This is a genomic window from Actinomycetota bacterium, from assembly GCA_005888325.1.
Classification (GTDB): domain Bacteria; phylum Actinomycetota; class Acidimicrobiia; order Acidimicrobiales; family AC-14; genus AC-14.
The window spans coordinates 31,984-51,443 of the sequence record VAWU01000053.1 but is presented as its reverse complement, the minus strand read 5'-3'; the positions used below and the strand labels follow the sequence as shown (position 1 = coordinate 51,443).

Annotated in this window: 14 protein-coding genes; 4 read left to right on the top strand and 10 right to left on the bottom strand. The window is 70.4% G+C overall.

Annotation, left to right across the window (positions count from 1 at the left end; all coding sequences use genetic code 11):
• Positions 1-618: 618 nt before the first annotated feature.
• Together E6G06_16315 and E6G06_16310 are read right to left on the bottom strand one after the other, a co-directional pair.
• Positions 619-1,911, bottom strand: a complete 1,293-nt coding sequence (locus E6G06_16315; GenBank protein TML88399.1) for a hypothetical protein — start codon at positions 1,909-1,911, stop codon at positions 619-621.
• A gap of 121 nt (positions 1,912-2,032) precedes the next feature.
• A complete protein-coding gene (locus E6G06_16310) occupies positions 2,033-3,358 on the bottom strand; it encodes a hypothetical protein (GenBank protein TML88398.1) in 1,326 nt (441 codons plus the stop codon).
• Here E6G06_16310 and E6G06_16305 point away from each other — a divergent pair.
• The 4 genes from E6G06_16305 (at position 3,236) to E6G06_16290 (ending at position 7,848) form a co-directional block, all read left to right on the top strand.
• Positions 3,236-3,925, top strand: coding sequence for a polysaccharide deacetylase family protein (locus tag E6G06_16305; protein TML88397.1), 690 nt, complete (start codon positions 3,236-3,238; stop codon positions 3,923-3,925). The two genes, E6G06_16310 and E6G06_16305, sit on opposite strands and share 123 nt — an antisense overlap.
• Before the next feature lies 1 nt (position 3,926).
• Positions 3,927-4,763: a hypothetical protein gene (locus E6G06_16300; GenBank protein ID TML88396.1), complete on the top strand. Its 837-nt coding sequence runs from the start codon at positions 3,927-3,929 to the stop codon at positions 4,761-4,763.
• Complete coding sequence (locus E6G06_16295) at positions 4,753-5,820, top strand: hypothetical protein (GenBank protein ID TML88395.1); 1,068 nt, start codon at positions 4,753-4,755, stop codon at positions 5,818-5,820. Before E6G06_16300 ends, E6G06_16295 begins: the two co-directional genes overlap by 11 nt.
• 294 nt (positions 5,821-6,114) lie before the next feature.
• On the top strand, positions 6,115-7,848 hold the full coding sequence (locus E6G06_16290; GenBank protein ID TML88394.1) for a right-handed parallel beta-helix repeat-containing protein: 1,734 nt from the start codon (positions 6,115-6,117) through the stop codon (positions 7,846-7,848).
• On the opposite strand, the gene E6G06_16285 is transcribed toward E6G06_16290, so the two are convergent.
• The 8 genes from E6G06_16285 to E6G06_16250 form a co-directional block, all read right to left on the bottom strand.
• Positions 7,821-8,633, bottom strand: coding sequence for a hypothetical protein (locus tag E6G06_16285; protein TML88393.1), 813 nt, complete (start codon positions 8,631-8,633; stop codon positions 7,821-7,823). The two genes, E6G06_16290 and E6G06_16285, sit on opposite strands and share 28 nt — an antisense overlap.
• Positions 8,634-8,678: 45 nt before the next feature.
• Complete coding sequence (locus E6G06_16280; protein TML88392.1) at positions 8,679-9,314, bottom strand: hypothetical protein; 636 nt, start codon at positions 9,312-9,314, stop codon at positions 8,679-8,681.
• The gene (locus E6G06_16275) at positions 9,284-10,369 is read right to left on the bottom strand and encodes a glycosyltransferase (GenBank protein TML88391.1); all 1,086 of its coding nucleotides are present in this window, start codon (positions 10,367-10,369) and stop codon (positions 9,284-9,286) included. Before E6G06_16275 ends, E6G06_16280 begins: the two co-directional genes overlap by 31 nt.
• A gap of 25 nt (positions 10,370-10,394) precedes the next feature.
• Positions 10,395-11,924, bottom strand: coding sequence for a right-handed parallel beta-helix repeat-containing protein (locus E6G06_16270; GenBank protein TML88390.1), 1,530 nt, complete (start codon positions 11,922-11,924; stop codon positions 10,395-10,397).
• Between the two features lie 9 nt (positions 11,925-11,933).
• Entirely contained in the window at positions 11,934-12,692 is a 759-nt protein-coding gene (locus tag E6G06_16265) for an SDR family oxidoreductase (protein ID TML88389.1), read from the bottom strand.
• An 84-nt stretch (positions 12,693-12,776) separates the two neighbouring features.
• The gene (locus E6G06_16260) at positions 12,777-16,361 is read right to left on the bottom strand and encodes an MFS transporter (GenBank protein ID TML88388.1); all 3,585 of its coding nucleotides are present in this window, start codon (positions 16,359-16,361) and stop codon (positions 12,777-12,779) included.
• Positions 15,686-17,914, bottom strand: a complete 2,229-nt coding sequence (locus E6G06_16255) for a hypothetical protein (protein ID TML88387.1) — start codon at positions 17,912-17,914, stop codon at positions 15,686-15,688. The genes E6G06_16260 and E6G06_16255 overlap by 676 nt, the downstream gene beginning before the upstream one ends.
• On the bottom strand, positions 17,878-19,422 hold the full coding sequence (locus E6G06_16250) for an ABC transporter substrate-binding protein (GenBank protein TML88386.1): 1,545 nt from the start codon (positions 19,420-19,422) through the stop codon (positions 17,878-17,880). Before E6G06_16250 ends, E6G06_16255 begins: the two co-directional genes overlap by 37 nt.
• Positions 19,423-19,460: the final 38 nt, after the last annotated feature.

Here is a 19,460-nt window from a genome sequence, read left to right as displayed (position 1 = left end):
CTCAAACGAACGGCCAAGCGGCCCGCGCGTGTGTCTTGCTACCGTCGCGAGTGATCGACTGTCACGTGGGGGGCCTGCCTTGCGAACAGTGGAACCGCGAGGTCGCGAGTCAGAGCAGCGTCTCTCCAGGCGAGACTTGATCAAGAAGGGCGCCGTCACTGGGGGAATCGTCTGGGCGGCGCCAGTCATCATGACGAGTCCGGCCTTCGCCGCCAGTGCCGTCGGAACGCATCCCGTAGGAACCTGCACCGTCTTTGTCTGCGGGCCAGGTACCGACACGTTGTTCCGGCACTCCGCTGGGGCCCTGCGCTCGAATAGGAACCGTTGAAGGCGACTGCGTTTGTGTCGCCTTCGGTACGGGCTGCAGCTTGCCGACATGCAGTTCGAGCACGGACTGTCCGCCCGGAACCGCGTGTGTCGGACCGGGGTGCTGCGATGGGCCAACGCTTTGCGCACCCATCGGTTGCACAGGAAGCGGAGCGGAGCCGCGCCGCTTCAGGCGGCTGCAACTGCGACCTTCTTCGGAGGGTAGGCCGCCGCGATTGAGCGCGCCCGAGCTGACGCTCCGTGCAAGCCAAACCAGGGCAGACCGAAGTGAGCCTCTCGATGGATCACGCGTCAGATGCGCGCCGGCGTCAGTCCTTCCTCGCTCGGCTCGACGTCGGGTATCCCGGAACGGCGCGTGCCGACGTCGCGACGGGTCAGCACCGCGATGAGCCCGGAACCGAGTCCGGTCCCGAGGGCCAGGCCCCAGGCCGCCCCCGTCAGGCCCTGCACGGTCGCGAGCGTCACCGCCGCCACGAGCGCGGTGGTCGAGCCCAGGGCGCGCGCGAACACGAGGGCACGGCCCCGACTGGCGGCCTTCGCGAGGAGCCAGAAGCCGCTGCCGCCCGCGAAGATCAGCTGAGCCACACCGATCGGCAGGACGAGGTTCCCGAAGCCGTCGAACGAGTGCCCGAACACCAGCGAGAGCACCTGGGTGCGAACGGAGCCCGCGATGAGAAGGTAGGTCAGCACCAGGCCGACGGTGATCAAGCTCAGCCGCACCGCCCATCGTCGGGCCGAAGCGAACGACGTGGCCAACGACTGCGACAGCAGCGGCAGACCGGGAAGCCCCATGGCCTCGCCGACGAGCGTCATCGGGGCGAAGACCGCCTCGACCGCGCGGAGGCCGCCGAGGTCACGCGCGCCCAGCACGGCGGCGAGCACGATGATGAGCACCTGGGCCTGGGCGGCGAGCACGGCGTTCTCGACCCCCAACCATCGTCCGAGCGTCGACGCTTCCTCTCGCCACCAGCGCCACGCGATTGCCGGCCGGACCGGCCGCATCCTCGTCTGCGCGAACCCCAACAGCCCACCGATCGACGCGCCGGCACCCCAGGTCCCGACGATGGCCCACTCCGAACGGGTCCACCACGCGACCGGGACGACGAGGACCATGCTGACGACCCAGACGCCGTCGTTGAGGGCCGCGGCCGCGCCCTGCCCGTTCCGGAAGAGCAGGGCACGCCAGAAGTCCTGCGCGAGGCCGAGCACCATCCAGGGCGCGAACAGCAGCAGCCCGCGTCCGACCGGCCCCGGCACGACGCGCGAGAGCAGTAGCATCAGCGTCGTCGCGACCAGCCCGCCCGTGAGCACGAGCGTGAGCGCGGCGCGACCGGCGGCCTCGCGCCGGGGCGCGTCGAGCGGGGCGGATGAGACGACGAGCGGGTCGGTGACGAGGGCGCGCTGGAAGCTGAGCACGAACAGGTACAGCGAGAACCCGATGTACACCACGCCGAGACCCTTCGGGCCGACGAGGCGACCTGCGATCACGGTCAGGCCGAAGTTGGTCGCGGACGAGAAGCCCTGATCGACCAGGCCCCACGACACCTGGATGCCGGCGCGGCCCCGCGCCTTCAGCGAGCGCATGCGCTCGTCGGGTCGGAGAGGTGAGGGGGGCGGCTCATCGAGTGAAAGATGCGCCGGACCACGACCGCCGGCACACGCGAGGGGTATCGACGCCGAACCTGGCCCCCTTTACGGCTCCGGGCTAGAGCCCGAACGCGCCACGCATGCTGGTCGCCCGCTTCGCGCCGCCGAGCAACGGGCCCACGCCCAGGAGCTCCTCGGTCGTCCGCAGGAGCGAGTAGTGGCTGAAGCGTTCGGTGGACCGGGTGGCGCGAGGCGTGTAGGGGCTGACCACGAGCGCGGGCACGAGACAATTGCGGTCCGGGTTGGTGAGGCACCCGCTGGCGTCTCCGCCCGTGTCGAACACGATGAACAATGCAGTTGCGCCGCGCCGGTACCCGGGGCTCGCGACGACCTTCGGCACCCACGACCGAAGCCAGTCGTCGCCGGTCCTGAGGCTGCAGTCGTGCGTGTTGTTGCAGTTGTCGGGTGAGACGAAGGAGAACGCGGGCAACCGGTTGCGCTCGAGGTCGTCGAGGAACGTGCCGGACCGGGTCGTGCCCATCGGGACGTCCCATGTGGGGCAGTCGCGGCGCAGGTCGGAGTAGTAGAGCGCGGGGTTGTGCTCCACGACGTAGGGAGCGGCCTCGTGACGGTGACAGGTGCCGGGCATGCTCTCCTCGTAGCTGCGCCACTGCCGGCCCGCCGTCTTCACGACCGAGAAGACGCTCGTCGCGCCGGTGTCGCACTGCGGGGGCCTGCACCCCGAGGGCACGGCTTCCCATCCCGCGGTGGCGCGGATCTGGGTCGGGTGGCCGACCCAGCTGTAGTTCAGCGCAACCCCGCACGCGGCGGACAACGCGTTGATGAAGGGGGCGTCGATCGAGCCGATGACATCGTCGAGGCGCCGGTTCTGCATCCAGACCCAGACGACGTGGTCGTAAGCGACAGGTGGGCCGGTGCGCGTCCCGCACGCCGAGAGCGCCTCGGCCGAGCGGGCGGCCGACGTCGCTTCGGCCCGGGCCCGCGCCCGTCGCTCGACGGACGACTCGCCGTCGTTTCCGCAGGCGGCACCGAGCAGGCACAGCGCCAAGAGGGCCCCGACGCCCCGGACCGTCGACCGGAGGCGCGATCGGTCGACGGTATAGTCGAAAGCACCTCCGCTGCTGGCGGACCGACTCGCAGGACGGTGGGAGTGATCGAAGTCGAGCATCAGTCGTCGCCGCCCGAGACGCTTCGCCGCGATCCCGGCGACATCGCGCGGCGCACGTTGCGGCGCGCGTTCCTCGCGGTCGCGTCGCGGGCGCGACCGAAGCCCGGGGTGCGTGTGCTCACCTACCACCTCATGCCGCCGGCCCGTGAGTTCCGACGCCACGTCGACATCATCCGAACGCGCGCCGAGATCATCGACGAGACGACGCTGCTCGAGCTCGTCACCAGCGGTCGCCGATCGAACGGCACGAGCCATGTCCTCATCACTTTCGACGACGGTTATCAGAACAATGTCGACGACTCCAGCCTCGAGTTGACCCGGGAGTTGGGGGTGCGTCCGCTCGTGTTCGTCGTCGGCGCCGCCGTGCGGCCCAATTTCGGGACACCACGACGCCTGATGCGCAGCCCAGCCGGTGCACCGCACCCGCTGGCGTCGACCGAATCGCTCCGCAACGCCGTCTCGGCCGGTTGGGCGATCGGCTCCCACACCGCGACCCACTGGGACTGCGCAACGGGTGACGCCGGCGACTTCGAGCGCGAGATAGCCGGCTCCAAGGCCGCCCTCGAGGAAGCCATCGGCGTCGAGGTGCGCACGTTCGCCTACCCGTGGGGCCGGCGCGAGAACATCAGCGCCGCGGCCGGCGAATGGATCGTCAAGAGCGGCTACCAGGCGTCGTTCACGACGGCGCGCGGGCGGATCGACGTCGCCGGCGTCACCTCGCCCTACGACCTGCCTCGTGATCCCGTCGAGGAATGGTGGGGGCCGCGTGAGATCGCGGGTTGCCTCGCCGGGGGCCTCGACCGCGTCGCCGGCTGGCGCTGACGTGACGGGCAAAGGTGCAGAAGGTGAACGCGCCGCGCTCTGGTTGCCCCTGCTCCGGCGGCTCACCGAGGTGTCGTCGACCTACGTGGTGTGGAAGCAGATCGCCTCAGCCCTCGAAGGTGAGGGCGACATCGACTCGGCCGCCGACCCGGCAGACTGGGACGCGCTCGAGCACGAGTTCCGCGTGTGGGCGGCAACGAACGGGCTCGAGCCGGTCGCGGTCTGCAACCACATCCCCGGCGGTCGCAACCTCATCGCGGCGCCCGAGAGCATGGCGTCGTTCCTCGAGCTGAGCATCAAGCACAACAAGGTCTTCCGCGGCTCCATGCTGTTCACGCTCGACCAGCTCGCGCCGCTCACGATCATCGACCCGCGCGGGTTCCGACGGGTGCGACCCGGCGCGGAGGGACTGCTCAAGCTGGTGCTCAACGGGTCCCGTTGGGGAGGGCGGCCCAATTTCGAGGGCCTGGCCACCAAGCACGTCGTCGAGCTCCTCGTCCAGGACGACGAAGGCGCGCGGTTGGCTGCTCACCTCTTCGGTCCGGCGGAGACGGCCGTGCTCGCGCTCGCCGACGCCGTGCGCGCCGGTGGCTGGGACCGACGCGCCATGCTCGACGTGGAGGCGCGCGCCCTGCTCGAGGCCGCTCGTCACCCCGCGACGCTTTCGCAGCGCGCCTGGTTCCGTGCGTTCTCCACCCGGCACTGCCCGATCGTCAAGGCGATCGTCGGAGGCGGCCGGCTGATCCCCGGCGATCGCGAGGCGTGGTTCCGTACCGTCGCCAGGACCCACGCGGTCTACGGCCCGACCGTGTCATCAGGAGCGCTCGATGGCGGGTGAGTGGGTCCTCGTCACCGAGGGCGGCGACGGGCAGTCGCGCGCCGCGGTCGCCGCGGTCCGCGCCCTCGCCGCAGACGGGTACCGTCCGGCGGTGACGGAGTACGAAGGCCTCTCGTTGGCCGGCGCCTCGCGTCACTGCGCCCGCCGTGTGCCGGTGCCGCTGGGCGAGGCCGACCCCGAGGGATACGCGAAAGCGGTGCGCACCGAGCTCGAGTCGCGTCCGTACCTGGCGGTGTTCCCCGGGAGCGACGCGGCCCTCGTGGCGCTCGATGCGCCGGTGCAGCACCTCATCAACAAGGAGTCCAGCGCCCGTCTGGCCGTGGCCGCGGGCCTGCCCGTCCCCCCGAGCCGCGTGTTCGAGAGTGCCGAGGAGCTGCTCGCCGCGGCTCACGACCTCGAGTACCCGATCGTGGTGAAGCCGGTGGTGAAGCGGTACGCCGCGGCGCGCTTCGGATCGGCGGACGAGCTCGAAGCGGTCGCGGGGCGCGAGGGCTTGATGGTCGTCCAGCCCTACCTGCGCGAGAACCTGCGCGGGGTGGTCGGCCTGATGTGGCAGGGCAAGCTCGTGGCCGCCACCCATCTTCAGTACCTCCGCGTGTGGCCCGCGCCCTGCGGCACCATCGCCTCGGGCACCACCGTGCCTCCCGATGCCGAGCTCGAGGCACGGCTGGAGACGCTGCTCGCGGGCTACGACGGTGTGTTCCACGTCGACCTGGCGGGCCCGTACCTGCTCGACGTGAACCCGCGCACTCACGCGTCGCTCCCCGTCGCCATCATCGCCGGTGCCAACGTCGTGTCGCTCTACTGCTCGCTGCTGCGCGGTGCGCCGGTCGCGCCGGTGCGAGGCCGGCCCGGGCTGTTCTTCCGACACCTCGAGGGTGATCTCCGCAGCATCCTCTGGCAGGTACGCGCCCGTGAGATGGGCCCGGCCGCCGCACTCGACGCGCTCCGGCCGCGACGGGGCACGGTGCACAGCTTCTCGACCTGGCGCGACCTGGGCCCCACGCGGGCGCGGCTGCGCTACGTCACTCGCCGGCTTTCCCCGCGCCACCGCTGACGGCTCAGAGCCACACAAAGCGCGGTTTCACCTGATCGCTCGTGCATTCTCGTGCCGTTGGCCCGACCTCATCACGCGCGAAGTGGCGGCGTCATCACAGGGCACTTCGATGAACGTCAGTGGCCGACAGAGCATCCCTGTGCACGTTTTTCGTGTTTTCCGCTCAGGGATCCGCACCCCCCCTGCCGATACAACGCGTGTACAACGCGGTCAACAACGCGTCGGATAAAGAGCTTTTGCCGCTCCCGCGCCGAGCACGTGCGCGACTGACCATCCTTGGAAGGTGACCCGCACATGCCCCTCGTGTCGTCCCGCCAGCTCGTGTCCTCCCAGCACGCCCGGCGGCGGGGCGCGGCGGGGGCGGCGTTCCTGCTGATGGTGCTCGTCGCGGCCCAGTTGGTGATGCCGTCGCTCGCCCGCTCCGCGACCACGTGGAGCTTCGTGGCGAAGGCCGACACCTACGTCGACGCGGGCAGGCCGGGCGACAACTTCGGTCGGGCCGCTTCGCTCCGCACCGACCAGTTCCCCTGGGCGCAACGCAGCTATCTGCGCTTCGACACACCTGCCCTGCGCGGGCAGTACTTCAAGCGGGCCACGCTCCGCCTGTTCAGCAACCAAGCCAACCCGCTCGGCGTCGCCGTCTACGCGCTGAGCGACAACAGCTGGGTTGAGACCCGCCTCACGTGGGACGGTTCACCGCAACCCGGCGCCTTCGTGGGCCACTCGCCCCCCACGGGCGTGGCGCGATGGACCGAGATCGACATCACCGCGGCAGTGAAACGCAACGCGGCAATGCGCGCATCCGGTCACCTCAGCCTGGTAGTCCGCCATTCCGCGTTCGCGAACCGGACCGTCCACCCGCAAGCGCACGAAGCCGAGACCGACTTCGCCAGTCGCGAGACCGGAGCAACCGCGCCGCAACTCCTCCTGACCACCGAGCCGGCACCCACGGCGTCCACGCTCCCCGCCCCCACGACAACCGTGGCACCCCGGCCCACGACCACGGTCGTCACACCGCCACCTCCCGTCCCGAGCGGGTGCGTCGCGGTTCAGGGCAGCGTCCAGAGCGCGGTCAACGCCAACCCGGCCGGCACGCGCTTCTGCCTGTCGGGAACGATCAGCGAGAGGATCACGCCCAAGGACGGCCAGGGGTTCGTCGGGCCCGCGGTGCTCGACGGCCGCGGCAGCATCGATCGTGCGTTCGGCGGTGGAGCCGCGAACGTGACCGTCGAGAACCTCGAGGTCCGCAACTACAACCCCGGGCGCCAGAACGGCGCGGTCGAGCCCGCAGGTGACAACTGGACGCTGCGCAACGTCAACATCCACAACAACGGCTGGGGTGGCATCTACATCGGCGGCAACAACGTCAAGATCATCGGCGGCAAGGTGAACGACCATGCCGGCCTCGGCATCGGCGACAGCAAGGTCTCGGGCACCCTCGTCGACGGCACCGAGATCGCGCGCAACGGCTTTGGGGAGTCGTGCGGCTTCGAGGCGGGCGGCGTGAAGTTCGTCGCGGTGCACACGACCGTGCGCAACACCTTCACCCACGACAACTTCTGCAAGGGTTTGTGGTGGGACATCAACGCGGCCAACACCCTGGTCGAAGGCAATCTGGTCCAGGACAACTGGGACGAGGGGATCTTCTACGAGATCTCCCAGGACGCCGTCATCCGAGGCAACACGGTCCGCCGCAACGGGCTGCACAACTACAACGCGTCCAATCGCAACGGGTGCTCGTGGCTGTGGGGTGGCGGCATCACCATTCCGTCCTCGTTCAACGTCGAGATCTACGGCAACACGCTGGACGGCAACTGCAACGGGATCACCGGCACGCAACAGGACCGCACCGATTCCACACCGCCCGCGCATCTGTTGCAGAACCTCAGCGTGCACGACAACATCGTGAACGGATCAGGCTCGACGGGTGTCGTCGAGGACAACGGGGCCGACCTGACCACTCGCGCCATCACCTTCGTGCGCAACTCGTTCGGCGGTGGTCACGACTTCTGCGGCATGGCCTGCTGACGGACGGCGCCCGCCGCGTCGACCTCGTGGTCGAGCGCGACGTCGCCCAGCCAGACGCGCCGGTCGCCGGGCACGCGGCGACCGGCCGCCATCCCTTCGAGCACGGCACAGGGGCGGGTCAACCGCTGACGCACCCACGTCGCCAGGACGGCGGGTTCCTGGAGCGACCGGGCCACGCACCAGCGCTGCATGTTGGTGAGCGCCCGACGGTCCCACCGACCGCCTTCCACCGCCTCCGCGAGCTGCACCATGGCCCGATCCGCGGGGCCGAGGAGCAGCCGCGCCGTCTCTCGCACGCCGTCGCGATCACGCGCCACGAGGCCGCCGACGTCGCGGCCGCGCAGGGTCGGCCAGTCGGGCTCGACGTCGTCGCGGGCGACCGCGTCGAGCAGCAGGATCACGCCCTCGGCGCCCGGTCGGGTGCGCCGGAAGCCCCAGGCATCGAGCTCCACCACCGGGTGCAGGGTCTCGGGCACGAACAATGTCGCACCCCGGACGACCCGCCGGGCCCGGACCGAGAGCGCGAAGAACCGGAGGGGGCCGTCGAGCGCGACGAGGTGCCGTACGTGCGGCTCGTGGCCACAGACGACGACCGGTCCGAGGCGCTTCACCCCCGCCCAACGGCGGAACTCCTCGGTGAGCGCGTCCCAATCCTGCACTGGCGCGGTCGACGAGAGATCGCCCGCCTCCGTGGCCGCGCCGCCGACGCTCTTGCACGCCACCCAGCTCGGTGCCACCTCGCTCAGGCCACGGGCCAGCGACAACCAGCGCGGGACCTCCTCCACCAGGAGATCATCGACAGGTTGCCCGACGGACTACAGCGCGAGGGGTTACCGCGCGACGGCCAGCACCTCGGCCTCCGCCCGACGCAGGACCTCGTCGAGCGAGGCCGAGGTGTCGAGGTGCACCCGGCGGACACCGGCGGGCACCACGTCGTGCCAGGCGCGCACCTGGCGCTCGAGCTCGGCCTCCGGCAGCTCCTGCTTGCGGGCCCGGAGCGCGGCGGGCGGACCCTCGAGCACGAGCAGCACGTCGGACTGCGGCAGAAGCCGGCCCAGGACGCGCACCAGACGCCCGCCGGGCCGGAGCCGATAGCGGCGCGGGTCGACGGCGAGGTCCCACCACCCCCGCTCCAGCAGCACCCAACCGCCCCGCCGCACGAACGGCCGGGCGCGCAGCAGCCACCCGAGCCAGAAGTCCGCGAACAGCGCCAGCGCCTTGATGGCGGCGAGCGGCGCGGGGTAGGGCTCGTCGCGGTGGGGCTCGGTGACTGCCGCCTGGTCGCCGCCCCGCGCAGGCAGCACACCGAAGCGGTGATGCACCCGCAGCACCCTCCGATCGCGCAGCAGACCGTGTATCAGCGCGTCGCAGAGGGTCGACTTGCCCGTGCCGTCGGGACCGGCGACGGTGAGCACCCGGCCCGCGCCGCCGGGCCTCAGACCAGGTCGCGAGCCTGCGTCAGCCACGCCGCCCCCACCCTCTCCCACGTGATGTGCTCCTCGACGACCTTGCGCGCGTTGCGGCCGGTCTCCCGGGCGCTCGGTTCGACGACGGCCTGCAACCCGGCCGCCACGCCCGTGATCGACGGCTCGACCAGGATGGCGGCGTCGCGCTCGGCGAGGAACCGGCCGAGGTAGTAGGGCGTCACGATGGTGGGCACGCCGATCGATGCCGCTTCCGCCACCGAGTTGCCGAAACCCTCCCATCGCGACGGATACGCGAATCCCACCGCACGGGCGAGCGTCTCCCACTTCTCGCGTCCGTAGACGGCGTCGCGGACCGAGACCCACCGCTCGAGCCCCAGCTCGCGCACGAGCTCGCGCGTCTCGGGGCGGCCGCCGTTGCGCGAGTCGGGGCCGTGGAGGCGCACCTGAGGCCGCGCCGCGGGCGGCAGCGAGTCGACGGCGCGGACGAGCAGGTCGATGCCCTTGTGCTCGACGTCGAACCGGCCCATCCACAGCACGTAGCCGCCGCTCCCGCCGTCCCACTCGATGTCGTGCGGCGCCTCGACACCGTTGGGCGCCACGATCACGCCACCGGTGAAGCCCAGCCGTTCGGGGATGTGGCGCTCGGCATCGAAGAACAGATGCATGGCGCGCGCCTGTCGTACGAGCGGCCCCTCGAGCGCGGCCCACCACGCGCGCTTGAGGGGCCGGCGACGGTTGAAGATCTGCACCTCGTACGCCCCGCGCGGTGCCACCACGTAGGGCACCTCGAGCCTGCGAGCCACGCGACCCGCCACGACGTTGTGGGCCGCCCACGCGGAGTTGAGCACGACGAGGTCCGCGCCCCGCAGGGCCGGCTCGAGGTGCGACGGGAGGGGCAGCCGCTCGCGCGCGGGCCCGACGTGGCGGACGGGCACCCAGCGCACCCGGCCGTCGGACGGCGGCTGCGGCCCGTCGTCGTAGGCGATGACGGCCTCGGCTCCGGCTTCGCTCAGGGCCCCGGAGAGCCGGCGGACGGCGCCCGTCATGCCACCGTCACCGACAAGCGCTCGGGGGTAGTAGTGCACGATCCGCATGAACGTCCTGGGGGCCGGGGAGCGGCTACGCGCCCGAGTCCTGCCCGAAGCGCTTCCACGCTGCCTGGGTGATGAGGTCGTTCGACCAGTCGAAGTAGGCACCGCTCCTGTCGGGAAGATGGTAGGTGTTCCCCACCCATCGGTTGTTCTTCTCGGTGAAGTACCGGTTGTCGTCGATGTCCTGGACGAGGCCGGTGACCGCGCCTTCCCCCGCCGGCGCAGTCTGAACCATGAGGTTGTCACGGACCGACAGGTTGCGAACCTGCAACGCCCCTCGACTGCCCGAATGACGGTCCTGTTGCAGCGCGCCGACGCCATTGGCCCCGATCACCACGTTGTCGTGGACGTCGCAGTCGGAGCTGGCCGCGATCACGATCTGGCCACCGTGGTAGAAGCCCTTGCCCCCCGAGGCCGGCCCGTTGCCCGACACGAAATTGTCGTGGATCGCGCACCGGTAGGAGATCTCGTAGAAGATGCCTGCCCCTGAGTCGCCGTCCGGGTCGACGTTGTCGACGACGAAGTTGTGGTCGACCGTCCATCGGTAGCAGGAGATGTCGCACCACAGACCCGGGCCCCGGTTGTCGCGTACGCGGTTCCCGGTCACATGCATGTCGGTGGCCCGCGCCCCGAACTTGGCGCCCCCGGCCTCCCAGTCGGGGTCGTACCCCGCGGTGTTGTTGCCGTAGATGTCGTTGCCGAGAATCAGCGAACCTCGGCCCGCGCCGGCCAGGCCCAGCTGCCCGTTGCCGTGGAAGGTGCTGTTGCGAACGGTGCCACCGTCGACGACCGCACCTGTGCCGTGCGTGGCGACGACCTCGACGTCGTCGACCACCCAGCCTGTGGCACCGTCGGCCGCGTGCAGACCGCCGATCTGCGCGGGGTTGGCCGCCTTCGCGATCGACAGGTCGGCAACGCGCACGCCCGAGGCGCGCGACGAGACGACGCGTTCCGCGACCGCCTGCTCGACCACGTGTCCCGCCGGGTCGGCGGCGAGGAAGACGCGGTTGTCCGCAAAGCTCTCGTAGAAGCGGCCGGGCGTGAGGTCGGCGAGCAGCATCGCCCGCTCCAGCCGGCGCCCGTCGATGAACACGTCCTGGGTGATGCCACAACCGGGCGTGAAGCAGTGCGGGTCGTGCGCAGGTCGACGGGGCAGACGACCGTGCGTCCACCAGAGGTCGCGATCGGGGGCCCGGCCGGTCCCCGAGGCCAGAAGCACCCAGCCCATGAGCCGCTTCGACCCGTCGAGCACGGTTCGCCCGGGCCCCTCACCGATCAGTTGCATCGCGTCCTTCGGCTCGATCGCGCTCGCCACCCGGTACGTGCCGGCCGCCAGGCAGAAGACCGTGCCGCCGGGGTGGGCGTCGACGGCACGCCGCACGTCCGCGCCGGGCGCGAGCGCGACGCCTCGGCACCTCCCGTCGGCGTCGCGCGCCGGCGAGCGGGTGAGTGGCCGGGTCGGCGCGGGTTTGCGCGCGAGCGCGACGACGACCGTGAGGACGGCGGCCACGGCGACGGCGGTCGCGACGGCGAGCGCGAGCGAGCGGCGCACGTGCATCGACGTCTGCTACCGCTTGACCAGTTGGCCACCGTCGACGACGAGCACCTGACCGGTCACGTGGGTGAGCGCGGTGGCGAGGGCCACGAAGGTGCGCGCCACGTCGTCCGGGGTTCCCAGGCGACCCAGCGCGGTGGTCGCCGCCAGCCGCTCCCAACGACCTTCGTCGTGCGCCCAGATCCGCTCGGTTCGAGCGGTGCGAATGGTGCCGGGTGCGACGACGTTCACCCGAATGCCGTCCTCCCCGAGCGGCCCGGTTAGCGCGTGCATCATCCCGATGACGCCGGCCTTCGCCGCCGAGTACGCGGGCATGCCGACGCCCGTGAGCGCGTTCCATGACGACGTGAACGTGACCGACCGGTCGACGCCGGTGCGGGCGCGCAACAAGGGAAGGGCCGCGTGCAGCACCACGAACTGGGAGGTGAGGTTGGCCTCGACCGACGCGCGGAACACCTTCGGCGACAGTTGCACGGGGTCGGCCTGCGTGGCGGGCTCATCACCGAGCGCGCCGCCCGCGATGCCGACGACGTGCGCCAGAGGACCGGCCCCCTCGGCGGTCGCCACCGCCGCGGCCACGGCCACCTCGTCCTCCGCGTCGACCCGTATCCCCAGGTAGGACCCGGCGGGCGAATCGGTTGCGGGCACGTCGGTCACATGCTCGACGACGTCGAGCCCCACGACGGAGAAGCCGGCGGAGATGAAGGCGCGCACGGTCGCGGACCCGATGGCCCCCGCCGCGCCGGTGATGAGCACCACGTCTCTCGGCACCCCGCCATCATTACCATCACCCCACGCGTCCCGATCGCACCCGACCGCCTTCTTGGCGTGGACAGCCGTCTGGAGGACGGCTGACTACGACAAGGAGCGGGCGCCCGACCGGGCGATCGTCGCTTGGTCGGTGCCGAGGTACGACGCCACCACCTGCGGGTCGCGCACCACGTCGTGGGCGGTGCCCCGCGCGATGACATGGCCCAGCTCGAGCGCCACGATCTCGTCGGAGATCGAGGTGATCAGCGGCATGTCGTGCTCGATCACGAGCATGGCGCAACCCGTCTCGCGGCGGATGCGGAGCAAGAGTGGGCCGAGCGCCTCGGTCTCGCGCTGCGCGATGCCCGATGACGGCTCGTCGAGCATGAGCACCGCCGGGTAGTGGGCGACAGCCATCGCGAGGTCGACGACCCTTCGGGTGCCGGTCGAGAGCTCGCGCGCGAACTTGTCGCGGAACGCGCCGAGCCCCATCAGCTCGATGAGGGCGGTCACCCGCTTGCCGACGTCGTCCTCCTGCTCGAGCGCGGCCGGCAGTACCAGAGCGGCGGCGAGGTGGTCGCGCACCTCGAGATGGCGCTCGAGCGCGTTGGCGAGGTTCTCGGCGACGGTGAGCGACGAGAAGATGCGCGCGTCCTGGAACGAGCGCGCCAAGCCCGCACGCGCCCGCCGATCAGGGCCCCAGGCGGTGACGACGACGTCGTCGAGCCACACGCTCCCGCCGTCGGGTACGAGGAACCCCGACAACAGATCGAACAACGTCGTCTTGCCGGCACCGTTGGGTCCGATCAACCCGAGGATCTCGCCCTCGCGCACCTCGAGGTCGACGTCGTCGACGGCCCGGATCCCACCGAAGCTCTTGGTCAGGCCGTGGGCCGCGAGCAGCACGCGACCGGATGGCGACGGCTCGTGGCGTGGCGCGGCGGCCGCGGGCTTCGACCCGCCTTTGGCCGACGCCGCACCTTCGAGGAAGACCGATCGCAGGAGGTCGTCGCGCTCGAGCAGCTCCGAGGTGACGCCTTCGAACCTGACCTCCCCCTTCTCCAGGAAATAGGCACGATCGGCGAGCGTGAGGGCCACGTTGACCGACTGCTCGACGAGGATGATGGTGGTGCCGCGCGCGTGGATGTCGCGCACGATGTCGAGGAGCTGCTCGACGATGATCGGTGCCAACCCGAGCGACAGTTCGTCGATGATGAGCAGCTTCGGCTCGGCGAGGAACGCCATGGCCAACGCCAGCATCTGTTGCTCGCCGCCGGAGATGTCACCTGCGAGGTGGTCGAGATGGTCACGAAGCCGCGGAAAGCGCTGCAGCATCTCGCCGCGCGCCGCGACCACGCGCGCCTCGTCTTCATCGAACATCCACGATGCCGCCCGGAAGTGCTCGGCCACGGTGAGGGTCGGGAACACCGCCTTTCCCCCCGGCACCTGCACGATGCCGAGCTGCGCGCCGGTCACGGGGTCCGCGTGGGTGATGTCGCGCCCGTCGAAGAAGATGAGGCCACCGACCGGGTCGACCACCCCGGCGATGGCGCGCAGGAGGGTCGACTTCCCTGCGCCGTTCGTGCCGAGCAGAGCGACGATCTCCCCCTCGTGCACCTCCATGTCGACCCCGAAGAGCACCTGCACGCCGTCGTAGGCAACGTCGACGTCGCGACAGAGCAGCAGCGCGCTCTCCCGTGCCTCCAGGCGAGCCCCACGCAGCTCCGCGGTGAGGGCCAGGTTCCGGAGCGCCCGGTTGGTGTCGTCGGCCACGAAGCGGTGCGCGGACCTGAGGATCAGGCCGCCGATGACCCAGTAGCCGACCGTGGCCGCGATGCCCCACCGGATCCCGTACACGTCCGAGACGCGGATCACCGGGACGATGATGAAGAGCAACCAGGCTCCGAGCAGGATGAACACCGCGCCGAACCCGAACGACAGCGTGCGGACCCGTGCCGGTGACACGAGCGCCTGCGTGGTCACGAACGGAGGCGTGAACACACCGGCGGCGAAGCTCGTCGCCGCGCCGAGCACGACGACCAGCCAGAGCCAGGGCGAGGCGGCCACCGCGGCGAGGCCGATGCCGACGGCGACGACGGCCAACCCGGCCCGCTTCAGCGGCTCGCCCATGCCGCGCGTCAGCCAGCGTGCCGTCCACCGGCCCGACAACAGCACGCCCGCGAAGGTGAGCCCGGCGTTCATCGCAGTGATGGCGCCCCGCCCGAACTCGGCGACGCCGAACTCGCGCTTGAGAAACAGCGGCAGGTAGTACGCGAGCGGGATCAGCCCCGCGCCGATGAACACGAAGGAGAGGTACTGGCGGCGCAGCGTCGGGACCGCGAACAGGGTACGGGCGGCCTCGGGGAACGGCGGCGGGTCCTCCCGCTCCGCCTCGACCGCGGCGGCGGGGTCGTCGGTGCCGCCTCGTCGCGGGTCGCGCAGCCGGGTGGCTACGAGCGCGGTGGCGACGATCGGCACGATCAGGATGAGGAATGCCGCCCGGAACCCCCAGAGTGCCGCGGTGATGCCGGCAACGGCGGGGCCCACCACCCGCCCGAGCTGTTCACCGTTGCGATGGAACGAGAACACCCGGGGCCGGGTCGAGGGTTTGTAGTAGTCCGCGAGCAACGAGGTGTGCACCGGGTCGTTGACCAAACGTCCCATCCCGTTGCCCAGGCGATACAGGATGAGCGCGTACAGCAGCGTGGCGGTGCCGGTGAGGAACGAGAACACACCCGCCATGAGTGCACCGATCACGACCATCTTGCTGCGCGGGAGGCGATCGCCGTAGAAGCCCACGGGTACCGCGAGGGCCAGCACGACCGACAGGTTGCCGATCACGATCAACCCGAACGCGCGGTCGGTGAGATGGAAGTACTCCTGGATGTTGGGCGCGAGGACCGCGAACGCCGAGGTGTCGAACTCGTCGAAGAAGAACAGCGCGAAGAGCACGACGAGCGGGAAGATGTCGACCCCATCGGTGACACGCTCGAAGCGGGTCTTTGCCCAACTGATCACGGCACGACCTCGCCGCTCGACTTCGCAGCCGCGAGCATCGCCGATTCGTCGATGAGCGCCTCCGCCCGGACGAGCACGTCGTCCGCGTCCGGCTCCCCGCTCAGGACGACGCGGCGGTCGGCCACCAGGCTCGGCACGTCGATCCCACGCCGGTTGGCGAGCGCGCGCAGGAGCCGGTCGCGCACGCGGTAGACGCCCTCGATCAGCCCGCCCGGCAGGAAGAGCAGCAGGAACAGCACCCCTGCGCCGGTGGCGAGGACGTCGAGGTTCTTGAGGTGGAGCGCGGTCGGCCCGAAGTACTTGAGGCCCTCGTAGTAGACCGCGCCGAGTATGGCGCCCGCGAGCGACGTGAGGCCCCCGACCACCGCGAAGACGAAGACGTCGAGGCTGGCCGTGATCGTGAACGCCTCGCGGTCGACCGACCCTTGCTGGTAGGCGAGGAGAGCACCCGCCACCGCGGCGATGAACCCGGACAGGGCGAACGCAGCCAGCCTGCTGCGCGCCGCGTTCAGGCCGTACGACTGGGCGGCACGCACGTTGTCGCGCACGGAGATGAACACGCGACCGGAACGGCCCTTCCGCATCGAGCGAGCAGAGAGGTACACCACAGCAAGAACGGCAAGACAGACGTAGTAGAACGCCACGTCGCCGCGCGTGTCGACGCGGTCCCACAGGACGGGCCGAGTGATCGTCTTGTTCGCGTCGGGCAGGAGCCCGCCGAAGTACTTCGAGTTCAGGAAGTAGCCGTTGACCGTCGCGGCAAAAGCAAGCGTCACGACCGCGAGGAACAGTCCGGGGACCCGCAGTGTGGGGAGCCCGATCAGCACGGCCACGACCGCGCCGACCGCGCCGTCGAGGTTGTGGTGGACCGCGAGGCCGCCCGCCACGCCCGCCCCCAACCCCGCGAACGCGAACTGGCCGAGTGAGATCTGACCTGCCCATCCCGTGAGCACCACCAACGACAGGCCGACGATGGCGTAGATGACGACGAGCGAGGCGAAGTTGGCCCGCTGGGTCCCCACGAGGTACGGCGCCGCCAGCAGGACGCCCGCCACGATGACGGCGAGGCCGGCCACGCCCCACCGCACCTCGCGCGTGTGTCGCAGCTCCTGGGGGATGGGACGGAGCTCGCGCAGGTTGCGGAACGTCGAGACGCCGGTGTCGTAGGCGCGTGAGAGGCGCTGCCGTTGGAGCGCCAACGCGATCAACAGGAGCGGGAGCATCAGCGAGACGCTGATGTCGCCTCGCCGGGTCGCGTAGTTGGCCGACTGGTCGAGCACGCCGATTGCCATCCCCGCGCCGAGCGCGACGGGCATGCTCTCCATCCTCGCCACGACCGCTGCAGCCAGCGCGTAGAGCAGGATGATGGGGCCGATGAGCCCGCCGAGGGGCAGCCCCACCACCGGCGCCCGCAGGAAGACACCGAGACCTGAGCACACCGCGGCGATGACCCAGACGACCGTCGACACCCGCTTGACGGGTATGCCGAGCAGCGAGGCCCGCTCGTCGTTGTCCGCCGACGCCCGCACCGCGATCCCCAACCGGGTGAAGCGGAAGAACGCGCCGAGCCCGACCATCACCGCGGCCACGACCACCGGGATCACCAAGGCGTTGCCGTTCTGGATCACACCGCCGAAGTCCCACGAGAAGCGACTGAGGGGCGTGACGAACTTCTGCGGTGAGACCACCTCACCCGTCACCCACTTGGGCAGGTAGAACTCGACGAGCGCCAGCAGCTGTGCGATCCCGATGGTGGCCACCGTCGCGATGAGGCGCGGCGAGGTGGCGAAGCGTCGCATGATCACGAACTCGACGAGGAAGCCGGTGAGCGCGGCACCGACGAGCACGATCCCCACCGCGACCAGGTAGGGCCAGTGGTGGGCGGCCAGCAACAGCAGCGCGAGCACCGCGGGCACCGAGCCGAGGCCGGCCTGGGCGAAGCTCACCAACCGGTTCGCTCGGTAGATGAGAATCAGCCCGAACGCGATGAGCGCGTACAGGCAGCCGATGATGATCCCTTGGAGGATGATGCCGGCGGGCACCGCCGTGGGCACGGGCACGCCGAGCACGTCGGTGGTGCTGTCGCGCCCGAACGCGAGCTCGGCGAACGCCACGACCCCGATGAACGCGACGACGGACCTCGCGATCGGGCCCGCGACCCGTCCCTGCCAGACCTGGTTGACCCAGGTCATCGACCCGGCAGCTGCGGCTCGCCCGTCGGCCACTCCCCGAGCTTGTAGCGACGTCCGCCGTTCAGCGACACATAGGCGCCCGGCTTGCCGTCGATGGCGGAGATGGCCTTCGCGTCCCAGTACACCTCGCGGGCGTCGGAGACGGCCGTGTAGTCGCCCTTGCCGAACTTGACGTAGACCTGCTGGGGGTCGTGCACCTTGTCCCAGCCCCCGATCGGGTCGCTCGTCAGCAGCGCCTGCTCGAAGTTCAGGGGGGTGACGGTGGGGCCCGCGCCCATGATCCCGCTGGCGATGAACGAGAGGTAGCTCCAGCCGAGCTGGTTGGCCTTGTTGGGCAGTCCCTGCCGGCCCGCCGCACGCCACACCTTCACCGTGTCGCTCTGGTCGAACGGCGTGAACTCGGGCAGGTCGCTCGGCCCGAAGGCGTTCGCCCACTGCTTCGCGTCGTAGAGACGGGCGAGGAGGTCGTAGTCCACGAGCCCGCTGCCGGCCATCGTGTACTCGGGGAAGTACTGCTGGCGGGTCGCGGCGCCGGTTGCGAACACCGGCCCGATCGGGTCGCTGAAGAACATGACCGTCGTGACGCCCTCGTTCTTGAAGCGAGCCGTGCCCGCGATGGACTGCTCTCCCGCACGCGTCGTATCGGACGCGTAGGCCGAGATCTGCGCGCCGTTCTTGTCGCACGCGCGCACGATGCGAGCGAGCTCCTCGGCCGACTTCACGTTGACCGGCGCGTCGGGCGTGACGATGCCCAGCTTGCGGGTCTTGGCGCGCAGGTCGACGTCACCTGCGTAGCGGGCGGGCTTCCCCGCGAGCCTCTTGCACCAGTATTCGCCGGCCAGCTTGGCCTGCTGTGACCCTCCCATGAAGATGTCCCAGTGGTAGGGCCGGTGCTGGATGTTGAAGCTGTCGTCGAAGTGCCAGCCCCCGGCGTTGACGATCTTCGCCTTGCTCAGTTCCTCGTAGAACTCCAAACCGACTGCGGTCGCCCATACCACCGCGAACGGCTTTATCGACTTGGCGATCTGCTGGGCCTCACTGCGCAGGCACGGCACGTCGGGTGGGGCGTAGTCGCACTGGCCTTCGAACGGCACGATCTTGACCTTGCGCCCGTAGAGCTCGAACTTCTCGTTGATGAACTGCTCCGCGGCCTGAAGGAACGTGCGCTCGTCCTCCCTCGTCTGCGCCAGCCCCAGGGGGCGGAGCACGCCGGTGATCGTCGGGTTCTCCTTGGCCTGGTACCAGACGATCTTCACCTCGGTCGCGGTGACGCCGGTGTAGGTCGCACCGGGGTTCTTTCCCTTGAACTTCGGAATGCACGGCGGCGCGGTCGCCAGCTCGCCGAACTGCCTCCCGTTGACGCAGTGGCTCTCGTCGCCGACGGACGGGATGCCGCGCTCCTTGGCCGCGGCTGCCTGCGTCTTGTCCAGACGGCCCACGGCGCTGACGGCGGTGGGGGCCTTGGAGGGGACGATGGCGATGACGAGGAGCTGGGCCGCGACGAAGACCAGGAACGGTGCGTAGCGACGCAGCAACTTCACTCGGAGACCCCCCGGAGAGCGGCGTCGAGGTGCCCGGC

What these genes read in the sequence shown, in the direction of transcription:
- E6G06_16295 (TML88395.1), top strand. Translation starts at nt 4,753, where the DNA reads ATGGCGGGTGAGTGGGTCCTCGTCACCGAGGGCGGCGACGGGCAGTCG.
- E6G06_16315 (TML88399.1), bottom strand. Translation starts at nt 1,911, where the DNA reads ATGCGCTCGCTGAAGGCGCGGGGCCGCGCCGGCATCCAGGTGTCGTGG.
- E6G06_16310 (TML88398.1), bottom strand. Translation starts at nt 3,358, where the DNA reads ATGGCTCGTGCCGTTCGATCGGCGACCGCTGGTGACGAGCTCGAGCAG.
- E6G06_16275 (TML88391.1), bottom strand. Translation starts at nt 10,369, where the DNA reads ATGCGGATCGTGCACTACTACCCCCGAGCGCTTGTCGGTGACGGTGGC.
- E6G06_16270 (TML88390.1), bottom strand. Translation starts at nt 11,924, where the DNA reads ATGCACGTGCGCCGCTCGCTCGCGCTCGCCGTCGCGACCGCCGTCGCC.
- E6G06_16290 (TML88394.1), top strand. Translation starts at nt 6,115, where the DNA reads ATGCCCCTCGTGTCGTCCCGCCAGCTCGTGTCCTCCCAGCACGCCCGG.
- E6G06_16305 (TML88397.1), top strand. Translation starts at nt 3,236, where the DNA reads ATGCCGCCGGCCCGTGAGTTCCGACGCCACGTCGACATCATCCGAACG.